Consider the following 19984-nt stretch of genomic DNA (forward strand, 5'->3'; position numbering starts at 1 on the left):
GGAACGGCTCCAAAATCCAGCGAAAAGAAGGGCGGAGCGCCGCCCGAAGGAGGCCTTTGAATTTTTCACGTGAGCGGCGACCGCAGAGAGGCCAGACTGGCTTACCCCAAATCTTTCCCCCACGCTTTTAGCCTTGAGAGCCAACTATAGGTCCATTATGCGGCAATTGGTCGCGATCCCAATCACAATTCTTTGTCAGGTCATTGCCATCAGTTTTCAAAGAGAACCTCAATCCTTGGCCCGGTCCACGGTCAGCACGGCGCCCACAAAGGCCGCTATACCCAGCCCAGCTAAGATCCCATAGGGGGAAAGAGTGGGTGTCTTGCCAAAGGCGGCTTCCCGCATAGCGGAAGCGGCGTGCGTGATGGGCAGGAACTGCAACACTTTTTGGGCCCACTCGGGCAGGTGGGCCAAAGGGAAAAAAGTGCCGCCAAGAAAGGCCATGGGCGTGATGATGAAGTTGTTCATAAAGGCCTGATCGGCATGGGACTGCACCAGCATGGCCAAAGCCACGGCCAGCGCCGAAAAGACCAGGCTATTGAGCACAAAGGCAATCCAAAAGTACAGGTTATACGAAAGAAAAACACCGAAAAGGGCTCCAAGACCGATAATGACCAGCCCGGCAAGGACAGCCCGGCACAATCCAGCCAGGACTTCCCCCAATACATAGTCCAAATGACTCATGGGCGCGGCTTGAAACTCTTCAAAGATATGCCAATAAAACCGAGCAATATTGATTTCGCTGCCGATGGCAAAGGCTTGCGTCATGCTGGTCATGGCCAAAAGACCCGGAATGAGGAACTCCACATAACTCACCCCTTGCACGCTGACGTGCCGACCCATGCCGTAGCCGAAGGCAATTAAATACAGAAGCGGGGCCACGGACCAGGAAAAGATTTGACGAAAAAAACGCCGGCGAAGGATGAGCATTTCTCGAAAAAAAACCGCCTGCCACGCATGACTCATGAGACTTTTTTCCCTGTATAGGCCAAGAAAGCATCTTCAAGGTTCACCCGGCGAAGCGTATACCCGTTCTTATGTTCTTCGCCATATCGACGGGCCGATTCTCGATCGGCAAAATATTGCGTCACCATGGCGTTGTCACGGTAGGAGTCAATGGCCCACTGGCCCAGGCTCTCCATCAGGTGCCGCGGCGTGTCCAACGCCACGATAGATCCTTCATCGATGAAGGCGACGCGGTCGGCTAAAAATTCTGCTTCTTCAATGTAGTGCGTGGTAAGAAAAATGGTGACGCCGTCTTGTTGAATCTTTTTGATAAGGGTCCAGATACGGCGCCGAATGGCAGGATCCAATCCCACAGTGGGCTCATCGAGAAACAACACAACCGGGTGATGTAACAAAGCCCGGGCAATCATGAGACGCCGCTTCATGCCGCCGGAGAGCCGTTTAACCAGACTGTCACGCTTTTCCTTCAATGCCACATAGTCCAACAATTCTTCAATGCGCCGCCGAATATCATCCCGGCTCATGCCGTGCAGCCGCCCATGAATCACAAGGTTTTCTTCCACGGTCAGCTCGGCGTCCAAATTCACATGTTGCGGCACCAAACCCTGATGCCGCTTGGCTTTCATGGGTTCCTTGGCTACATCGTACCCCCCGATATAAGCTTGACCGCCACTAGGCCTTGTCAGTCCCGTCAAGATGCGAATGGTGGTCGTCTTGCCCGCTCCGTTGGGCCCCAGGTAAGCGAAAAGTTCGCCGGATGCCACGCGAAGGCGAATGCCCTTAAGGGCTTGCACGCTCTTGTAGTTTTTTTTTAAGTCCACGATCTCGATCACATCACACCCTTTTTCAGCGAAACCTTGCTTGTGCAAAAGCCGAACGTCGCCCAGTGAGGCTGTTCCAAGAACAGTTGGCCCCTCTTTCACGCCGGCCCATGGAGCACGCTCTGTTGCCTCGGGCGGTGGCCCTTTTTAGATCATCCACGGATCTTTTCTAATCGGCCCTTGGTCGAGAAACGCCCCCCGCGGTGAGGGCTCCTTAGGCCCCGGCCATCCTGTAAGCGCCTCAGCCCACTCGGTTCATCGATTGCTCCATACACCGAAGGTGTCCTTTTGCAAAGATTCCCCACAGCCATGGAATGACTCAACGACGGACAGCCTTGAGAAGGTAGCGACCGGGTTCGTCGACCAGGGTCTGCACATGAAAGCCGGCCGCTGTGATCAGGAAGGTCATGGTCTGTGCATCGGGCAAGACATCCCGGCGCACCTCCTGATGAGTGGCGTGATGCCGAGCAAGCTCTTCGCGGCCCAGCAAATGAGCGATAACGAGCTTTCCCTTGGGCTTAAGAACCCGAGCCATCTCGCGTAGAGCTTGAGGAGGATCTTTGAAGTGGGGAAAGGCCGCAAAACACAGCACGCGGTCAAAGGCGCCGCTACGAAAGGGAATGGCATGCACGTCCGCTTGCAACGCCATTCCCCACGGTGCGGCGCATTTTTTGGCCGCCTCCACAGTCATGGCTTGAGCCAGATCAAAGGCGAGAATGCGGCCCGCAGGACCCAGGAGACGGCGCACATAGGGAATTAAAACCCCTGGGCCCGTTCCCACATCCAACACCCATTCCCCAGGGGCGACATCAAATTGCGGAAGAAACGCCTCAAGGCGTGCACGCACCTCGGGCGGGTAACAGGTTTGTTCCCAACGAGCGGCTCGTAACTCGAAGAATTCTTTACTGCCCGTCATTGTGCATCCTTGACGCCCCCAGTTCTTGGATATTCGATCTCTTTTCAAAACGCGAACTTTGCGCCCACCATCACACTGGTCCCGGGCATGGGATACCCGGGCAGATATTCGTAGTCTTCATCGAAAATATTTTCTACGGCCACGTAGACTGTGGCGTCCCCTGCCCTATAAGGCTAAGGAAAATGGTAGCTCAACTTGCCGTTCAACAAAAGATAGGCATCCACTTTTTGTGTGTTGGTGGCGCCCGCGCGTCGCGCCTGCTCACGAACGGTCATAGCACTCACCCTTTCCCCGTCAAGGCTAAGCGTCCAGCGGTCCAGAAAACGCCAATTGATGCCGGCGCTCAGGGTCCACTCAGGCGTGTAGGGCAAATCCTTTGGGTCGGCATCCAACAGAGTCCCTCCCAGGAACATGGCCAAGCGGTCCGTGGGTTAGATCGTGGCCGTCGCTTCCAGACTTTTCAACGTGTGGTCTTCCACATTGTCGTAAATGGGCGGAAATGGAGGTAGAGGCACCACCACATAGCGATCGGATCTACGGTCCCGAAAAGCCGTGACATCTAAGGAGAGCCAGCGACTCCAACGATGTTGAAGACCTACCTCGAAATGGTCCAGCACTTCGGCATCGAGATCTTTCCATGAGTCTCCTAAGGCAGGAATCACCTTTTGAGAAAAAACCACAACGTCCAACCCGGGATACAAGACACCTCGAGCATACCCCGCATGCAAGGCTGTATCCCGATACCCTAGAACCAAGCCCGCATGAGGGCCCCACTGAGCGTCGAAATCGGTGTGATCGTAGAAACGCACCCCGACCGACGGAGTGAGATAAAATCCTTCAGCATTCCCAAACATGTGGCTGACCGCTACGTATGGCGAAAGCAGGGTGAAATCATGCCCGTCCCATACATCTTTCTGCCCATTGGTGAACTTAGCCGTGTAGTCCCTTTGGTGCGATCCCAATCCAGCCCTGTGACGATTTCTCCTCCCGGCCACAACGCAAAACGCTCGCGGGCTTTGAAGCCGTAAAACAAAAAATCGTTGAACAAATCTTCGCGAACTCTGGCTGTGGACGAGGGCTGGTCTAACCAGTCCCCCTCGCCACCGCTTCGGTAAATTTTGAAGAAACCCGAAGCCTTTTCGCATTCGTTGGTCATAGCCGCGGAAAAGAGCCAAAGACGCGTTTCATAGCGTCCTTGGCGCCGATTCGGTGAAACCCCTTTGGCTTCTAGATCGTCTGCGTAATTGTCGTTCCACAAGGTTAAGGCATAAACCTTCCAGTGAGGGTTGAGGTGCCAGCCAACGCGGCCGTAGAGATTTCCGAGGGCTCCGTCGGCATTGTCGCGGTGGCCGTCGGAGCGCTGATACGCTCCGCTCACCACGTAACTCCAGGGTGCCTCACTGCCTCCGTTTTCTCCTCGAACCAGCAAAGTGCCGTAGCTTCCATAGGCGGCCCTCAGGGTGGCTTCAAAACCTTCCTGTGGGGCCGTCTTGGGTACCAGGTTCACCACCCCAAAGGCGTTCCCGAAAAGGTGCCGCTGCGGACTCTTATAGACCTCTACGGTCTGTGCCGGATCGATGGGTAATAGGTCTAATAAAGGATGATTCCAAATACTCATATAAACGGGAATTCCGTCAAAAAAGGTCTTGATTTCGGCGCCGGGGCGGCTTGAACCAAGCCCTCGAATGAATATAGCCCCTCCCGTCGCCCCACCAAAGGATCCGACAGGGTTGTATCGGGAAATGGTCACACCGGGAGTTCGACGCAGGGCCGTCTGCAGGTCATGGGCGTTCAAGTCCTCCATCTGCTCCTGGGTGAGTAGGGTTTTCTGCGCCGCAAAGGCATCCACCGGATTTGCTTCGATGATCGGAGCCGCAACCACGTGCACAGCCTCAAGAACGGTTCGCTCCACTGGCTCTTCCTTGGCGCGGACCGGGTCCATCATCAAAAGCACGACGCTCCAAAGCACAACGACCCAGAGGGTATATCGACGGCTACTTTTTTCCTGATTTTGCCTCCCTCAACAAATCCCTGAGGACTCCTTCTCGGCGCAGGAACGACATAACGGCCCCAAGGGCTTTTGCACCATCTTGCTGGGCATGGTCGGTTCTCCGCACGCCGAACACGGCTGGGACGGTTCCATACGTGCCCGCTCCGGCACAGGCCCTTCCACAGAGGTCACCAGAAACAGAACCTCGGGATCCATCTGCAATATGTCTTCTGTGCGCTGCCGATGAAGCTCATGAAACCGGGCCGTCCCTTCGGCATCCGCTTGACCCTTTAAGACCTTTTCCAAAAGCCTCGCATGTTCTGCATTCCGGCCAAGGGCATCCGCTTTCAAAGACACGCGAACGCCGCGGTTTTCGCGACGGCTGAAAAGGGTGACGGCAATCTTTCCGTAGTCTCGATGGATGAAATTGCCTTTGCCAAAAGTGCACCCCGTGAGCACCTGCACTGCATCCGCAAAACAGGCATCGTTTTCCACGACGGCCACCAATTCTTCATCTTCGGCGCGCGAGGCCAGAAGCTTTGCCATGGCTAAATCGCTCGCAACAAAGCCCAAAGCCAACCCAGGACACACATGCCCGTGAAACACCGCACACCGATGCCACGCCTCCTGCCTCGATGTCAAAGTCAACCATGAAGCCATTTCAGATCCCTCTCACTTTAGGCAGGGCTTCACCCTTAACGTGAAGCCTGCCTTTTTATCGTGGGACTAAAACTCCAGCGTCGCAGAGACAATGGCTGTAAACGGTGAGCCGGCGTAGTAGCTGGCTGCGCCGCCTCGGCTGTCGTCCGATACATTTATCAAAGACACATATCTTTTGTTCAAGAGATTATAGATATCAAGTGATATTTTCAGAGTGTTGTTGAACAGAAAATTTGTTAGTTGGTATCTTGCCCCAAAATCCACAACGGCGTAGGAATCGATCTTTTCGTTGTGTTGAATGTCTCCATAGCGCTTTCCTGAAAAACGCACCGATGGAATAAGCTCAAGATCTTTGAATTTATAGAGCATGCCGGCTCGCATCATTATTTTCGGCGTGTCCACGACCTGCTCACCTTCCACATCAAAGGTTTTGTTCTGGTAGGTGATATCTTTATCATATTCGAGCACAGTGTACGACGGATTGACGAACAGGGTGAGATTTTTCATGAGAAAAACATTGGCTTCTACATCCAGACCGTAACCTGAGGCTTCGCCGATGTTTTGCTGATAACTTAGACGAACTCGCGGGTCATAGACGGTGGTGAGCAGGTCTTTGTGTTTGGCGTAAAAAACCGTGGGAGCCAACTCAAACCAGGCCGTATTCCACCGAAATCCCACGTCCACATTTTCGGACTTTTCCATGTCGTAACCCTGAAAAAGATCATCGAGGCTGACACCGGCAGCCCGAAAGGTGGATCGGTTGGCACTATATAAACTGATCAAAGGCATGTAGGCATAGGGACGAATAAAGTTTTTGCCGTAGCTGGCGTATACGGAAAAATCTGGACGGAAGCGATATCCAACACCCGCCGTGGGAAGCCAGATATCGTAAGTACGCCCTTTTCGGTCGAGATCGGGAGCCGGTACTGGAACGTACCTGGGGGGCGGCGTGGTGTAGCCCTGGCTGTCGGAATCTTCAAAGCGAAAATACTTCAGCCCCCCTTGCCAGTCGAAAGGTCCGTGCGAGCCCGAAATTTTTAGATAAGGGCTGTGATTATAAGTCGTCCCTGTGGTGGCGGCGACTCCTACTCCTTGGTAGACTAAGTTCATTCCGGAGATGCCATAATTGCTCGATGAGATCTGCATGTCCGACTCTTCGTAAAGATAGCCCAAAACTGCGGAAAAAGGCTCCAAGGTTCCCCGCACTTCTCCGATGATGCCTGTTCGATCAATATCCCGATATCTTTTTTGAATGATGCCTCCACGAGTCGTTGTACCTTGAAAAATTTCCGTATCTTCGTCAGAATAATAGGGTTTCAAGATAAAATGTACATGCTCCCAAGGCTTAATGGTCAAAACAGCAAACACATCGCTGTTATTATAGTTTCCTTTATTATAATCGTAATAGTAAATGTCCTTAGCAGCCGATCCCGTACGGACAGAGTTGTAATCTTTGTTGTACGTATCCGACAGGTTTCGGGTTTGTTGGTAGGTGAGAGGCCGATACAAGTTCTGGTCCAAGTCGTTCATATTGATCCACAATTTGGCATTCAGCCACTGGCCCACATCTTGGTCCACCATAAAGTTGGCGTTGTTACGTGGGCCCACTTTTCCCGGCCCCTTCCACTTGTCCACCTCCGTGTAGGAATAGGAAGCGCTTAGCTTGGTGCTCGTGGGCCCAAGTCTTCCGGAATCCACCCGCGTCTCGGTGCGCGTGTAGCTGTGGGAGCCGAAACTCTGGCCCAGTCGCACACCGAATTCGTCTTGCGGCCATCGCGGTTGCAACCACAGGGCGCCACCGCGGGATCCCACGCCCGTGCCGATGTCGCCGGGCACCGCACCCTTGTAGACAGATAAAGACTCGACATTCATCATGTCGTAGATGTAATCGCGCGGGCCAATGGGGTTGCCACCGTAGTTGGGAATGCCTTCCACCGTGAGCGCTCCCAGGTAGCCACGGACGCCGCGAACCCGAATGCTCTGCTGTTCCGCGGCCAATCCAAAGGGATCCGGGCTTTCCACCTGGACGCCGGGAAGAATGCGCAACGTTTCATAAACGCTGGTGGATGCTCGAGGTCCCTGCGCCTCGATGCCCTTTCTGGTGACGGCCGTTCCGGTGTAAACGGTCTCATCCGCTTGGCGCGTTGGCGTTAAAATCTTTTCCGCCTGCACGACGATGTCTTGGACTTTCTTTTCCTCAGATCCACTGGGCTCCGCCGAAAAACTCGGTGTGGGTAGAATAAACGCAGCGAGAACGGCGATCCATAGGTGCCGCGCCCTCCGCGGCTTTCCCACGTCCTTTCCTTGAGCTTTCTCCGCACTACCCTTAAACCATTGAATTTGTTTCGCGTTCATGGAACCCTCCTCCTCGATGTGAAATGTTATTTGCATGGGCGCGCTTCAGCACAACCGCCGGGTTCCTTGGCCCCGTGTTTTCCGTATCTCTGACCTGTAAACTTTTTATTCAATCCATTGTCCACATCGTTCCAAACAAAGCTTTCGAAGGCCTGAATTTTACCGCCCGGATTGTGTTCCCAACTGGACAGTCCCTGCGAGGGGGCCATAAAGCTGTTCCATTTCCGGGTAAACGGATCGCCCCACAAAGGTGGTGTAAATCCGATCTGCCGCCTCGCGAAGGTCCACATCAGCAAATGTTGACGGATACAGCACTTTCCCGACGGCCACCGCGTCCACCAAGGCGGATTCCACGTTGGTGGCATAGGCGTTGAAAGGATACAATCGGTACACGCGCTCCTCTTGTACAGCCTTCAACTGGGTATAAAATGCAGAATGCTTTCGAGCATCCTCTTCCACAAGGTGCAACCCCCCTCCGTCGATAAATATGACCTCCGGGTTCAGGGCCAGAAGCTGTTCCTTGTCCAAAAAGATATGGCTTCCGAGGCGGCTGGGAATGGAAGCGGCCGCATGGGTGACGTGGTTCCATAGAAAAGGCACATAATAAATTTCCGTGCTTTCGATGCCATAGGCGCCCTTGTAGCCGATGCCTCCCACATAGGCTCGAGGCCTTTGGGGTTTGGGCACATTCCCGGTGCGGCGCCAAAGATCGTCGCGAAGCTCTTCCACAAAACGGCTGAGCTCACGAGCTCTCTCCTGACGGTCCAGCACCGTCGCCGCCACGGCCAGCGATTGGAGAATTTCCACATCAAAAGAAGCAAACCGCCCGTAGCTCAACACCACCACAGGAATCCCCGCAAGGCGGCTCACCTCATCGGCCAACGCCCTGTCCATGTAAGTGACAAAAAGCACATCGGGTTTTACAGCCAATAACGGCTCTAGATCCGGTTTGGCGTTGATGCTTGTAGGACCACCCGGGCCGATCAAGGGTCGCTGCGCCAGCTCGGGGTGCGCCATGCGGTAAGGTCGTCCAGAGGCTCGGGTTTTTTCAATGCCTTCAACACCCACCACCAGGTCTTGAGCCTGCAGGTAAACGATTAAACGCAACGCCCCTGGACCCACACAGACGACTCTACGAGGAGGCTTGGAAAAATTCACCGTGCGCCCCGCCATGTCCGTGACGGAAAAACCCGACGCCAAAGAGCTACATGCCACCAGGCTCAGGGCCATGAAGAGCACGCGTGCAAACGCTTTCATTATCCCTCCCCTCCCTTTCTTCTGTGTTCGGCGGCCATGTTCGATCATGTTGCCCATGTTTTAGGAAATGGACGCCTTGAAAAAACCGCTCGACTACCTCGGCACCACCACGGGGATGTCATCAATCTGGCACACGCGCACCTCGACGCCGTAAATACGGTGAACGATTTCCGCCGATACCTCACTGGGGCGCACCGCTGTTTCGATGCGCCCGTTTTTCAAAAAAAGCAGACGGTCACAAAACCGCAAGGCCATGTTGAGATCGTGAATAGCCGCCACCACCGCCAGGGATTCTTGTCGGCTGATGCGGCACACCAAACGCATCATGTCCATTTGGTTTTTCAAATCCAGATGATTCGTCGGCTCGTCCAGCAGCAAAACCTTCGGTTTTTGGGCCAAAGCTTTAGCCAAAAGGACTTTTTGCGCTTCACCGCCGCTCAGGGTGGAAAAAGGCCGATGAGCCAAGCCGGTCAAATCCATGGCCGTAAGAATGCCTTCCACCGCGTGAACGTCTTTTCGAGTCGGCCCCCAACGCCGGTGCGGAAGAACGCCCAAGAGAACCACTTCAAAGACGGTCAGGCTGGAGTCTGAGCCCTTTTGGGGGACGGAGGCCACGGATCGTGCAACACCCTTGAGCCCCAAAAGTCGTAGGTCCTCGCCCGCCAGAAGCACAGACCCGACCTGCGGCTTCAGCACGCCGTTGAGGCATCGCAGCAAAGTGGATTTTCCAGCACCATTGGTGCCGCAGACCGCCACCACCTCACCCGGTTGGACATCAAAACGGACCCCTTCCAGGACGGCATGGCTGTTGTATCGAAATGCAATGTCCAAGACAGAGAGGATCATGGCCGCTTTTTCAGTAAAAGGTAGAGAAACAGGGGGGCACCAAGAAAGGAGGTGACAACCCCGACGGGAAACGATCCCGTCCCTAGGACCAATCGAGAACATGTGTCGGCAAGGAGCAAAAGAGCCGCCCCCAACACCGCGGCAACGGGAACCAGAAATCGATGGTCGGCCCCGATGATGCGCCGTGCCGCGTGCGGCGCTATGAGACCCACAAAAGCAATCACACCGTGAAAGGCCGTGGCTAGAGCCGCCACCAAAGCGGCGACGATAAGGCCTTGCCACCGGAGCGCTTCCACGGAAATGCCTAGAGTCTTGGCTGGTTCTTCTCCCATGTCCAAAGCATTAAGGTGCCAACGCCACACAAAGCCCAAGATCCACAGGCCGATCACAGCCACACTGAGCCAGGAAATCTGCACCCAATTGGATCGCCCCACGTCGCCGAAGCTCCACGCCACCGCCATGGCCAACCTGGTCTCATCGCTCAGGACCTGCAGCAACACCGTTGCCGCGCCGAACAACGATGACAAGGCCACACCGGCCAAAATGACGGCCTCGGGCGTCAGACCTCGAAACCTTCCCAAAACGACAATGAGCATGGTGGCTCCCAAAGCCCCCGCAAAGGCTGCCACGGCCGTCCAGATTGGGCTGGCGTGAAACACAATGATGACGCACGACGCCCCAAAGGCCGCCCCTTGACTGATCCCCAGTGTGGATGGAGATCCCAGAGGGTTTCTCAAAAGAGTCTGAATAAAAAGGCCTGCCAGGGCTAAACCTGAACCGCAGGAAAGACTGGCGGCGATGCGAGGAAGCCGAATATTCCACACCACCAAGGAGCTCGTGTCGTCCACAAGCCGAAAAAGGGACTGTATCATATGCACAAGCTTTATGGGATACGTGCCGAAGCTCACCGCCACAACCGCCAAAACGGCTGTAGCGCTGAGCAGCGACAAGAAAAGCTTTTGCTTCTTTTTTGCCTTGCGCCAAAAGTTTTCCGCAATTCCTTGGGTCATGCACCCGACTCTTCAAAGGGTTTGCTCTGAAACGCAAAAAGGGCACTCGAGGCACCGAGCACTCTTAAGGTTTACGGCAGCCTTCGTGGCCCCCTTTTTTGTATCGGAATGTTCTTACGGAATCGCCAATGCCCCTCAGGGCAGGCGACGAATCAAAGGTTCCAGCTTCGAAGAAGCCCTTCACCACGGGCCCTTGGCGTCGTTTCAAAGGGCCTTTACGCCACAATGCACAGGCTTCTGACCTGCTGTTTTCCTTTCTGTAACGGTTCGCTCACCGAGGCGTGAATCCGCGCACCGCGAAAACGCTCTTTGCGCTTGTCCCGCATCGGCGTCGAACCGCCGTCTCTGAGAAAAAGGGGCGCCATGCCAACACTGTCATGTCAAGCCAGGTCTTCAAACGCCCTTCCCAGCAAGCGGCGCCATAAAACGCGGGTCCTCCAGATCTTAGGCTTCAAAAAGGATTTTGTGGTCCACCAAATTCATGAGCTTGATCCGTCCCTTAATCGTCTTGCGGTCGCCAAAAATCCCCACGAGCCGCCAGGTGTCCTCGCTTTGCGGCTCCACGATATCCACGGATTCCATGATGAGCTCTTCTTGTCCGTCTTTGATCATATAAGCATTGGCCTCACACATCGTGAATCACCTCCTTGATTTTTCCCTCCACCGCGGCTTGCACCAGGTGAGGCAGGGGCTCCTTGGCCACCCCCACGATTTCCACCTTCTCTTGACTCAAGGGAATGAGCACCTTCAACGCGCGGCATGACGCTACGGCTTCCGCGATTTTTGGGGTCACCTCTCCCAGCATGCTGTGCGCCCAGGTGACCGCAATGGGACCGACGACGCAGTCGGCCATGGCCAGCGTCCAGCAAATGGCGCTCTCTCCCGTGGCTCCTCGGTTGGCTCCGGCTTTGAGCATCTGTGAGGTGGCAATGGCGTTGGTTCCCAGAGCAATAACCTCCACGCTCTCACCAAAAGCCGCCTTGAGAGCCTTGATGACGGCGGCGCCGATGCCACCGCCTTGACCATCAATAACACAGATTGTTTTTGTGGACATTCAAGAGACTCGCTTTCCAATTTCTTGGCGTTCCAGAGCTTTAAAGAACCTTCCATTAGGATCTCTGCATGTCAGCCTCGATCCGCCTGAAGCTTGAGCCGTCCGGGAACTCGATACGAGGTCATACACCTGTTGCGAGCGCGCGCAGCCATGGGCGTTTTTCATATCAGTTCAAAAACCAGCCCGATTTCCACCGCCAAAGGGCGGCCTAAGATTTCCCGAGGAAAACCCGGAAAGGGCGAGGCGTCTCTGACGGCTTTGACGGCTGCTTCATCCAAAAGATTCGACGAAGATCTCTTGACCACCTCCAGATTCTCGACGGTGCCGTCCGGGCGAATGACGAAACGCACCGTCACCCGACCTTCCATCTGGCGACGCCTGGCAACGTACGGATAATGTTTGTAGCGGTCAATGCGCTGGCGCACCTGAGCCAAAAAGTGCTTCACGGCATCCTCCGATCCCGGGGTCACGGCGGGACCCGGTGGTGCATCAGGCCGGCCCAAAGACGCTGTGGGTGCGGAACCCGCTAAAGGCGCCTCATTGACAGCCGGTGCAGGACTCTGCGCTTCGGATGGAATAGTTCGAGGCGGCACCGGCTTCGATTTGGGTTTTTTGACCTTTTCCTGAACCTCAGCGCGCTGCACAGGCTTGGGCTCGGGCAAAGGCTCAGGCGCTTTGGGTTCCTCCCTTGGCTGGGGTTTGACGTCAGGCATGGCCAGCGAAGGTGCCGGCTCTAGCGGCTTCAATTCTTCTCCCTTGGACGGCGGTTGTGACGGCGCCAGGGGCAACAGATCCAAATCAATCACCTGAAGAGGCTTCTCCCGAAACCAGTGGGGGTTTCCGGCAAGGAGCAATCCGTGAAGAAGCGCCGAAAAGACCAGAAACATTCCGAAAAGCCCACGAGATGGGCGCTTCGCTAGTCCCTGGACTTCCAGAGCCATTGTCCCTGAACGGCATGTCCTGGATTCGACGCGTTCTGCCGCCGCCAATGACGTTGACGATTTCCACGCGGCGCCGTTCGACACCGCTTGAGCATGAATCTGCAGGGAAAGGGCATAAGGATCTTTCATGGCGACGGCCTCTCCGTGGCCAGGCGCAGCCGTGCCGCTCCGGCCGCCTTGATGGTGTCCATCACCTGAACCACTCGATCGAGAACCAGCGACCTGTCGGCCTTAAGCACCACAGCGGTTTGGGGGTCGGCTTCCAGTCGCTGATGCACGATGACCAAAAGATCCTCTAAAGACAGCGCCTTGGCTCCAAGATACACATCCCCTTCGGGGCTCAGGGTGACAATGAGTTCCTGATCCTCTTGTTGAACCGTGGAGACAGCCTGAGGCAACTGCACGCGAATGCCTTCCTCAGTGAGAAAATTGGTGGTGAGCAGAAAATAGATCAACAAGAGAAACACGATATCGATCAGAGACGTAAGCGGCGTTTGAACACCGTAGCGTGGTCTTTTACGACGGTGAACGAGCATACCTCTCTAGCCTCCACACACCATGGATTTGGTCTTGAAAAATCGCACCACGCCGTCTTGGAGCCGCGCTTCATAGCGGTCTACCAGGCTGGTCAAGTAGCTATGGGCCACCATGACGGGCAGGGCCACACACAAACCCAAGGCGGTGGTCAGCATGGCCTCCCAAATACCGCCGGCCAAAATGGAAGCATCCACCTTGCCGCCCAGTTGTTGAATGGCCATAAAGGCCTTGATCATGCCCAGAACAGTGCCCAACAAGCCCAAAAGCGGAGCAATGTTGCCGATGGTGGCCAGTGCCTGCAAATACCTCGACAGATCTCGCACCTCCTCTTCCACACCATGGGCGAGAACGGTTTCCAGGGTCTCTCGATCCGCATCGATGACTTCAAGCCCTTGCGCCAAAACGCGCCCCATGGGGGAGCGGCTTTTAAGGGCCGCTTCTAAAGCTTCACTCATTTTCCCTTCGCGCACCAAGGCCGACACTTGATCCGCCACGCGACGTCCGCGTCGGCGAAGCACGGCAAAACGCACGGTTCGTTCCAGGAAGATGGCCAAAGCCAGCACAGAGCACAACATGATGGGAATCACCAGCACGCCGCCTTTGGCGAGAAAAGCCATCACGGTCGGACTCCTCCTTCATAATTGCAAACTCTTCGTTCAAAGAGGGTCTCACCCCTTAGAGCCCACCCGAAAATCAAAAGGCCACGTCTCCTCGCTTCCTTGGAAAGCGATGACCTTCGTGGCCTATTTCTCTTAACCATCTCAATCGTTTTTCGAGACGCCTTTCGAGGCGCCATTGCCGGTGCTTCACTTAACGGAAACCCTCGTTTTTGTCAACCGGCACGGAATCTTCACAGTGGGTTCTCCTTAAGGATTGATTTTCAGATGATTTTCCATGTGCACACCCCTTTCTGTTTTAGGACCGATTCTCGCCTTTGGGGCGGTGCTTTAGATACCGCTTTGGTACTAAGGTCATTCGCGGAAAGCGTCCCAAGGGGCTCTTGTCCACCAAAACCACACACCCGTACGTCTCCTCGAGGGTTCGAAAGGTAAAAACCTGCTCCGGGGACCCTTGGCAGACGACGCGCCCGTTTTTCAGCAGCAGCACGCGATCCCCATACATAGCCGCCAGATTGATGTCGTGGGAAACCATAACCACAGTCAGTTGGCGCTCCTGGCGCAAGTCTTCCAAAAGGTCCATCAGGCGAACCTGATGGGCGGGATCCAAGGCGGCGGTCGGTTCGTCCAAGAGAAGCACCCGCGGCTCTTGGCACAAGGCTTGCGCCAGATAAACGCGCTGCCTTTCCCCGCCGCTCAAGGCCGTTACGGGGCGGTTCCACAGGTGCGCCACATCGGTTCGACGCATGGCTTCCGAGGCCTTGGCCATTTCGTCGGGGCCTTCCATCTGCAGCAGACCAAGATGCGGATGGCGTCCCATCAGAACCACCTCAAGGGCCGAAAAAGGAAAATCTAAGGGCACGCTCTGCGGCAGATAAGCCATCTGGCGGGCGCGTTCCCTTCGGCGATAGCTGGCCAGGGACCGGCCCATGAGCTGCACGGTGCCCCTGTGAGGCTGTTCCAGCCCCGCCATGAGCTTAAGCAGGGTGCTCTTTCCCGATCCGTTGGGGCCGGCCACGATAAAAAATTCCCCCTCGGTCACAGCCAAAGACACGTCATCTAACGCTTGAATAGCGCCATAGGAAAACGACACATTCTTGAGAGCGACCATGGTTGTCATCGAAGAGTTCGGCGCAAGAGCACAATGAACAAGGGAGCTCCGATCAAGGCGGTGACCACGCCGGCGGGCATTTCGCCGTGCTTGGGAATCCAGCGGGCCAGAGCATCACAGATAATCAGGTACCCACCACCGCCGAAAAAGCAGGCCGGTACCAGCACGCGATGATCCGGCCCCAAAAGCATGCGCAAGCCGTGAGGCACCGCCAGCCCGACAAATCCCAGAAGTCCTGTGGCGCAGACCGCCGCACTGACCATAAAGGTGGTCACCCCAAAAAGAAACCATCGCGTCCATGTGACGGGCACGCCAAGGGTTTCCGCCGTATCGCGCCCTATCAACATCACATTCATGGAGCGGGCCATGGCCAAGAGAATCGTCGAACAGGCGGCGAGAACCCCACCCAGACGATAAACTGTGGATATCTCAGCTCGGGAGAGATCTCCCATGAGCCAGAACAGGATGGTATGCAGGCGTGCATCTTGAGTGGTGGAAATAAAAAAGAGAATCAGGGCCCCACAAAAGGCATTGACCATGACCCCGGCAAGAATCAAGGCATCCCGGCGAAGCCCACCGCGACTGGAAGCCAGAATCAACACCAGGGTCACGGACAGGGCGCTGGATCCAAAGGCCGCCGCGCTCACGCCGGGAAAGAGGGACAAGCCCACCAGAATGCCCACAATGGCACCTACAGCCGCTCCTCCCGATGTGCCCAAAATGTAAGGTTCCGCCAACGGGTTTCGCAACAACGCCTGAAACACCAGCCCTCCTAAAGCCAAGGCCGCCCCCGTTTCCATGGCCAGTAAAACCCTCGGCCAGCGCAATTGCCAAAAGATGGTCCACGTGGTGGCATCCACGGCGCCTTGACCTTTTAGGGAACGAAAAAGCGCGCCGAAATCCGTACCCGAAGATCCTACGGCCATACCAAAAATCACGGCTACGGCTAGCCCTGCTACACAGCTGAGGGTCACCGCAAGAATGCGGGCCATCGTGATCGGTCGGTGCATGTCATTGGCCACATGAAGCTCTTTATCGACGACCATTGGAGAGTTCCGGATGCAGCATCCTCACCAACAGCTCCAAGCCGTCCACCAATCGAGGACCAGGTCGGTCGAAGAGATCGGACGGCACCAAATAAACGCGGTGCTCGGCAGCTGCCGGAATCCCCGACCACCGAAGCCACTGTTCCCGAACCTGGTCAAAGATCTGCGCGCGTTCCATGGATGAGACAATGATTGTGTCCGGTCTAAGTGTCATGACCTGTTCCAAAGTGAACCGTGGGTACGGATCGGGACCTTCGGCCACGTTTCGTCCCCCCGCTCGAACAATGAGCTCGTGGGCAAAGGTCTCCGTTCCCACGGAAACAATGGGGGACACACCGATTTGAAAAAAAACCCCCGGTCTGTAAGTGACATTCTTTATGGCATCGTCTACAGACTGAAGTCGCCGCGCCATGTCAGCCACCAGAGCCTCAGCTCTTTCTTGAGCGTGCAGCACATTCCCAAGGGCGAGAAGGGTTTCCATCACTTGGCGGAGCGTCTTAGGGTTCACGGCGTAGACAGGAATGCCGACTTGTTCCAGCTTTTCCACCACTTCCCTGGGATTTCCGTCCTTGATGGCAAGAACCAGATCGGGCTTCAAAGCCACAATTTTTTCCACATCCGGGTGCACGTAAGACCCGACTTTCGTGAGAGCCTGCACCTCGGCAGGATAATTGCTGTACTGACTCACTCCGACCACTCGATGGCCGGATCCTAAGGCAAAAACCATCTCCGTCAGACTCGGCGCCAAAGTCACCACCCTTTGGGGAACATCGGGAACACGGAGCCTTCGGCCCACAAGATCCACCACCTCGCGAGCCTGTGCTGAAGAAGCCGCTACAACCACGGCCCAAAGAATTCCCCTCAATATCCCCTTGATGCATCCATTACCCATAAAATGCAGTCTCTGCGAAGGCGACGACTCAAGGATTCTTGTAACCGTTTGCCCTCCGGTGCTTCATGCCCGTCCGAAAATGAATTGCCTGCCAAGAGCCTGTTCGACCATGGTTCGGCCACTTCATTTCGGCGTGAGGCTGGAGGAGCGCCGCAAGGCGCGAGAAGGAACCGCAACTTGCGGCGCTCCTACTGAAGGTGTTGTTGCGAACAGGCTCCAGTAACAGCCCCGCCTCATGGGGCTTCTAAAATTTCATCGACGCTCCCAGCATAAACGCCGCACCCGGCGTGGAATATCCGAAAACCTGCTCATAGTCGGTATCCAAAATATTTGTTCCCTTGAGGAAAATCTCGAGGTCTTTCAAGGGGGCGTGCGCCGTCACTGCGTAGGAAAGAATGGCATCCAGGATGAAATAGTCGTCCAAAGTGACCCGCCTGGGTGCCATCCAATCCCTGTAGTCTGCATCATCCCGACTTCCCACGTAATGGCCGAGGAAGCGGCACCGTAGGTTTTTCCAGCGGTAGTCCACCCACCCGGAAGCGCCCACTTGAGGACGTCGCAAAAGCTTTTTGCCTTCCTGAAAGGCAATGGAATCTATCCCTCCGTCGTCTGTGACTTCCGTGTCCAGAAAGGTCATACTGACCCCGGCCATGAGGTTATCCCAAGCGCGACTTTCCAGTCCCCATTCCACACCACGGGTTTTCGCCGCTTGAATGTTGAAAAAGTTCGGCGTCCTTTCCGGGGGTGCGGGAAAAGGTGTGGGCACGTAGGCAATGAGGTCCTTGTAATGATTTTCGAAATAGGTGGCGAAGGCCTGCAGCCGCCCTCCCAGGCGCTGCGAAACCCCCACCTCCCAAGATGTGGCCTTTTCGGGGTCCAAGTCAGGGTTTCCCAACGTCCAGGAATCATTGGCGAAGTTTTCATAAAACGTGGGTTCCTTGATGCCTTTGGCCGCCGCCATCCGCAGCGTCGTCCCCGTCTCCTTGATCTCCAAAGCTGCCGCTCCTCGAGGCGTCACCTCGGTGCCGTAGGCGCTGTTGTCTTCTACACGAAAGCCGCCCACCACGTGCAGGCGTTCAAAAAGCGTCACCTGATCCTGAACATAGACGGCATTATTGGAGCGATCCGCACTCAGTTTCGTGGCATCGAAATAAAAGGTCTCTTGCCTGTAGCTTTCCTCATCCCGTTCATATCCTACAGTCAAAACCGAGGTAAAACGCGCTGCGGGCTGCCAGGTCAGATTGGCGTGATAGTCCAAGGTGGCACGTGCCTCATTATACCGTCCGAAAGAATCGGCATAATCGGTCGCCTCGTTGTAGGGGTCCAAATTGCGGCGCCGATTATTATGATAGCCCACACTCACGACATTTTCCCACCACGCCGTGCTCTGCACCTTGGCAGAAACACCTATGACAGCGTCCTGCTCCCTTTGGGTTTGATCCGGATCCAAAGGACTGTACCTGTCGCCGGAACTTTCTGTAGGATATTCATACCTGGCATCAGTGAGTCGGCCCGTGAAGGACAGCTCCCAATTGTCCTTGGGAAAGAAGTCCAAACGTGTGCTGGCGGTATTGTTCCAATAATCGTTATTGATGCGCAGTATTCCACCATCGTCGATTCGGCCGTAGGCGGCTGAATACCCGAAACGGTCGGTACCGCCCGAGACTCGCACGCTATGTTCCCCCATGTAACGTCCGCGATCCGATCGAAGACCATGGGCCGTGGAAAGCTCCACCGAGGCCGGGCCATAGCCTGACTTGGTGAAAATCTGAATGACGCCGCCAATGGCATCGGAGCCATAAAGGGCGCTTTGCGGCCCACGAACGATTTCTATGCGCTCGATATTGTCCGTGGTCAGGTTTTCCCAATAAAAATCGCCGCCGCCCAGGTTCACCTTGACTCCGTCGATGAGCACAAGGGTATAGTTGGGCTCACCGCCTCGAGGAAAGACCACCGTCTGCGATCCCCGAGACCCATATCGAACGGGCTGAAATCCGGCCACATCGCGTAGAAGCTCCGCTACATCGGAAGCCCGGCGCGCGCGAATGTCTTCTTCCGTGAGGACGACGGAAGAAATCCCTAGACTTTGTTGCGGCACGGCCGTTCGAGTCGCCGTCACCACCACATCGTGCGCCCTCCACAGGGGCTGTTCCGCCGCCAGCCCGGGAATGGCTAGAACCCAGCACACGAATAAGGCGACCGCCCCAAACACCTCGCTCCACGATGGCTTTCTTCCTCCCCAAACGGGCTCTTTAGTCTGCACAGATAACGGGCCGGACAAATTTGCCGCTTGAATGCAGAACATCCTCCAATGGGATCCTGCCAAGTGGTGCATACGTCTTGGAGTCATGAATTCACCCCTCCGCGGTTTGGGAAGGCGTCCAACACCCCGAAAAGAGCAGATCAAAAGCGCAGCCGGTGCGCGTGGCGCTTCGAGGCGGATTCGAACAGCCTTCCAGGCTTTGGTCGGTTTCCATGAGGGGGCCCGCGACCCCATGGTGCGGCATAAAAAAACCCGGGTCTCTGAGAAACCCGGGATCTCCCTTTTTCATCCGAGCGGACTCTTGGCCGTCATGCCCCGCTGGCCCGAGGGCACGGACGCGCGCGTCGCCCAGGCAGGTCTTCTGACTCTCGGATCATCCTACAAGCTGCGCCTTCCCACCCTAAGTCGCGAGGCAGTGGCTTCAATGCAGCCTTCGTTCCCGATCACAGCGGCGGGCCCGCTCCCGATTTTCACGGGATTCCCTTTTAAGCCGAAAAGCACCTGGACGGAGTTTCGTTATCAAGAAGCCCGCTGCGTGTCAAGTGCGGAAAACCACCAGAACCTCCTTAACCACGGTGCGCTCGAAGGAGGATATCCAGCAACGTCTCTCTCGTGGCCTTGGCGCCGCCCTGCGTGGCTCAACGAACGGACTATTCGAACGAGGTTTCCTCATTGCCGGACACCCAAGAGCCCTTCCTTTCA

General features: G+C 55.7%; 19 protein-coding genes, 1 pseudogene and 1 riboswitch. All 20 genes and pseudogenes read right to left on the reverse strand.

Features of this window, described 5'->3' with window-relative positions:
• Positions 1-228 precede the first annotated feature (228 nt).
• Positions 229-966 (reverse strand): ABC transporter permease, encoded by a 738-nt coding sequence (locus ACUVSA_RS01195; RefSeq protein ID WP_445893475.1) that lies wholly within the window; start codon positions 964-966, stop codon positions 229-231.
• Positions 963-1799: an ABC transporter ATP-binding protein gene (locus tag ACUVSA_RS01200; protein ID WP_445891236.1), complete on the reverse strand. Its 837-nt coding sequence runs from the start codon at positions 1797-1799 to the stop codon at positions 963-965. Before ACUVSA_RS01200 ends, ACUVSA_RS01195 begins: the two co-directional genes overlap by 4 nt.
• A gap of 307 nt (positions 1800-2106) precedes the next feature.
• Positions 2107-2703 (reverse strand): class I SAM-dependent methyltransferase, encoded by a 597-nt coding sequence (locus ACUVSA_RS01205; RefSeq protein WP_445893476.1) that lies wholly within the window; start codon positions 2701-2703, stop codon positions 2107-2109.
• Between the two features lie 173 nt (positions 2704-2876).
• Positions 2877-3557, reverse strand: a pseudogene (locus ACUVSA_RS01210) (TonB-dependent receptor domain-containing protein).
• A gap of 11 nt (positions 3558-3568) precedes the next feature.
• Complete coding sequence (locus tag ACUVSA_RS01215; protein WP_445893477.1) at positions 3569-4672, reverse strand: TonB-dependent receptor; 1104 nt, start codon at positions 4670-4672, stop codon at positions 3569-3571.
• A 51-nt stretch (positions 4673-4723) separates the two neighbouring features.
• The gene (locus tag ACUVSA_RS01220) at positions 4724-5353 is read right to left on the reverse strand and encodes an FmdE family protein (RefSeq protein WP_445893478.1); all 630 of its coding nucleotides are present in this window, start codon (positions 5351-5353) and stop codon (positions 4724-4726) included.
• A 66-nt stretch (positions 5354-5419) separates the two neighbouring features.
• Complete coding sequence (locus tag ACUVSA_RS01225) at positions 5420-7708, reverse strand: TonB-dependent receptor (protein WP_445893479.1); 2289 nt, start codon at positions 7706-7708, stop codon at positions 5420-5422.
• Positions 7709-7867: 159 nt separating this feature from the next.
• On the reverse strand, positions 7868-8965 hold the full coding sequence (locus tag ACUVSA_RS01230) for an iron ABC transporter substrate-binding protein (protein WP_445893480.1): 1098 nt from the start codon (positions 8963-8965) through the stop codon (positions 7868-7870).
• 93 nt (positions 8966-9058) lie between these two features.
• Positions 9059-9811: an ABC transporter ATP-binding protein gene (locus ACUVSA_RS01235; RefSeq protein WP_445893481.1), complete on the reverse strand. Its 753-nt coding sequence runs from the start codon at positions 9809-9811 to the stop codon at positions 9059-9061.
• Positions 9808-10821 (reverse strand): FecCD family ABC transporter permease, encoded by a 1014-nt coding sequence (locus ACUVSA_RS01240; RefSeq protein ID WP_445893482.1) that lies wholly within the window; start codon positions 10819-10821, stop codon positions 9808-9810. Before ACUVSA_RS01240 ends, ACUVSA_RS01235 begins: the two co-directional genes overlap by 4 nt.
• Before the next feature lie 215 nt (positions 10822-11036).
• Complete coding sequence (locus tag ACUVSA_RS01245; RefSeq protein WP_445893483.1) at positions 11037-11186, reverse strand: hypothetical protein; 150 nt, start codon at positions 11184-11186, stop codon at positions 11037-11039.
• A 79-nt stretch (positions 11187-11265) separates the two neighbouring features.
• On the reverse strand, positions 11266-11454 hold the full coding sequence (locus ACUVSA_RS01250) for a CooT family nickel-binding protein (RefSeq protein ID WP_445891227.1): 189 nt from the start codon (positions 11452-11454) through the stop codon (positions 11266-11268).
• A complete protein-coding gene (locus tag ACUVSA_RS01255; protein WP_445891226.1) occupies positions 11447-11875 on the reverse strand; it encodes a DUF3842 family protein in 429 nt (142 codons plus the stop codon). The genes ACUVSA_RS01250 and ACUVSA_RS01255 overlap by 8 nt, the downstream gene beginning before the upstream one ends.
• Positions 11876-12036: 161 nt before the next feature.
• Complete coding sequence (locus ACUVSA_RS01260; RefSeq protein ID WP_445891225.1) at positions 12037-12945, reverse strand: TonB family protein; 909 nt, start codon at positions 12943-12945, stop codon at positions 12037-12039.
• Positions 12942-13352 carry an ExbD/TolR family protein gene (locus tag ACUVSA_RS01265; RefSeq protein WP_445893484.1) on the reverse strand — a complete coding sequence of 137 codons (411 nt, stop codon included), beginning with the start codon at positions 13350-13352 and terminating at the stop codon, positions 12942-12944. Before ACUVSA_RS01265 ends, ACUVSA_RS01260 begins: the two co-directional genes overlap by 4 nt.
• Before the next feature lie 6 nt (positions 13353-13358).
• Positions 13359-13970 carry a MotA/TolQ/ExbB proton channel family protein gene (locus tag ACUVSA_RS01270; RefSeq protein ID WP_445891252.1) on the reverse strand — a complete coding sequence of 204 codons (612 nt, stop codon included), beginning with the start codon at positions 13968-13970 and terminating at the stop codon, positions 13359-13361.
• A 298-nt stretch (positions 13971-14268) separates the two neighbouring features.
• A complete protein-coding gene (locus ACUVSA_RS01275; protein ID WP_445893485.1) occupies positions 14269-15081 on the reverse strand; it encodes a heme ABC transporter ATP-binding protein in 813 nt (270 codons plus the stop codon).
• Positions 15082-15086: 5 nt separating this feature from the next.
• Positions 15087-16091, reverse strand: a complete 1005-nt coding sequence (locus ACUVSA_RS01280; protein WP_445893486.1) for a FecCD family ABC transporter permease — start codon at positions 16089-16091, stop codon at positions 15087-15089.
• Between the two features lie 22 nt (positions 16092-16113).
• Positions 16114-16971, reverse strand: a complete 858-nt coding sequence (locus ACUVSA_RS01285) for an ABC transporter substrate-binding protein (protein ID WP_445893487.1) — start codon at positions 16969-16971, stop codon at positions 16114-16116.
• A gap of 292 nt (positions 16972-17263) precedes the next feature.
• A complete protein-coding gene (locus ACUVSA_RS01290) occupies positions 17264-19231 on the reverse strand; it encodes a TonB-dependent receptor plug domain-containing protein (RefSeq protein ID WP_445893488.1) in 1968 nt (655 codons plus the stop codon).
• A gap of 385 nt (positions 19232-19616) precedes the next feature.
• Positions 19617-19802, reverse strand: a riboswitch (cobalamin riboswitch).
• Between the last annotated feature and the right edge of the window lie 182 nt (positions 19803-19984).

The sequence above is a fragment of the Desulfosoma sp. genome (assembly GCF_052743555.1).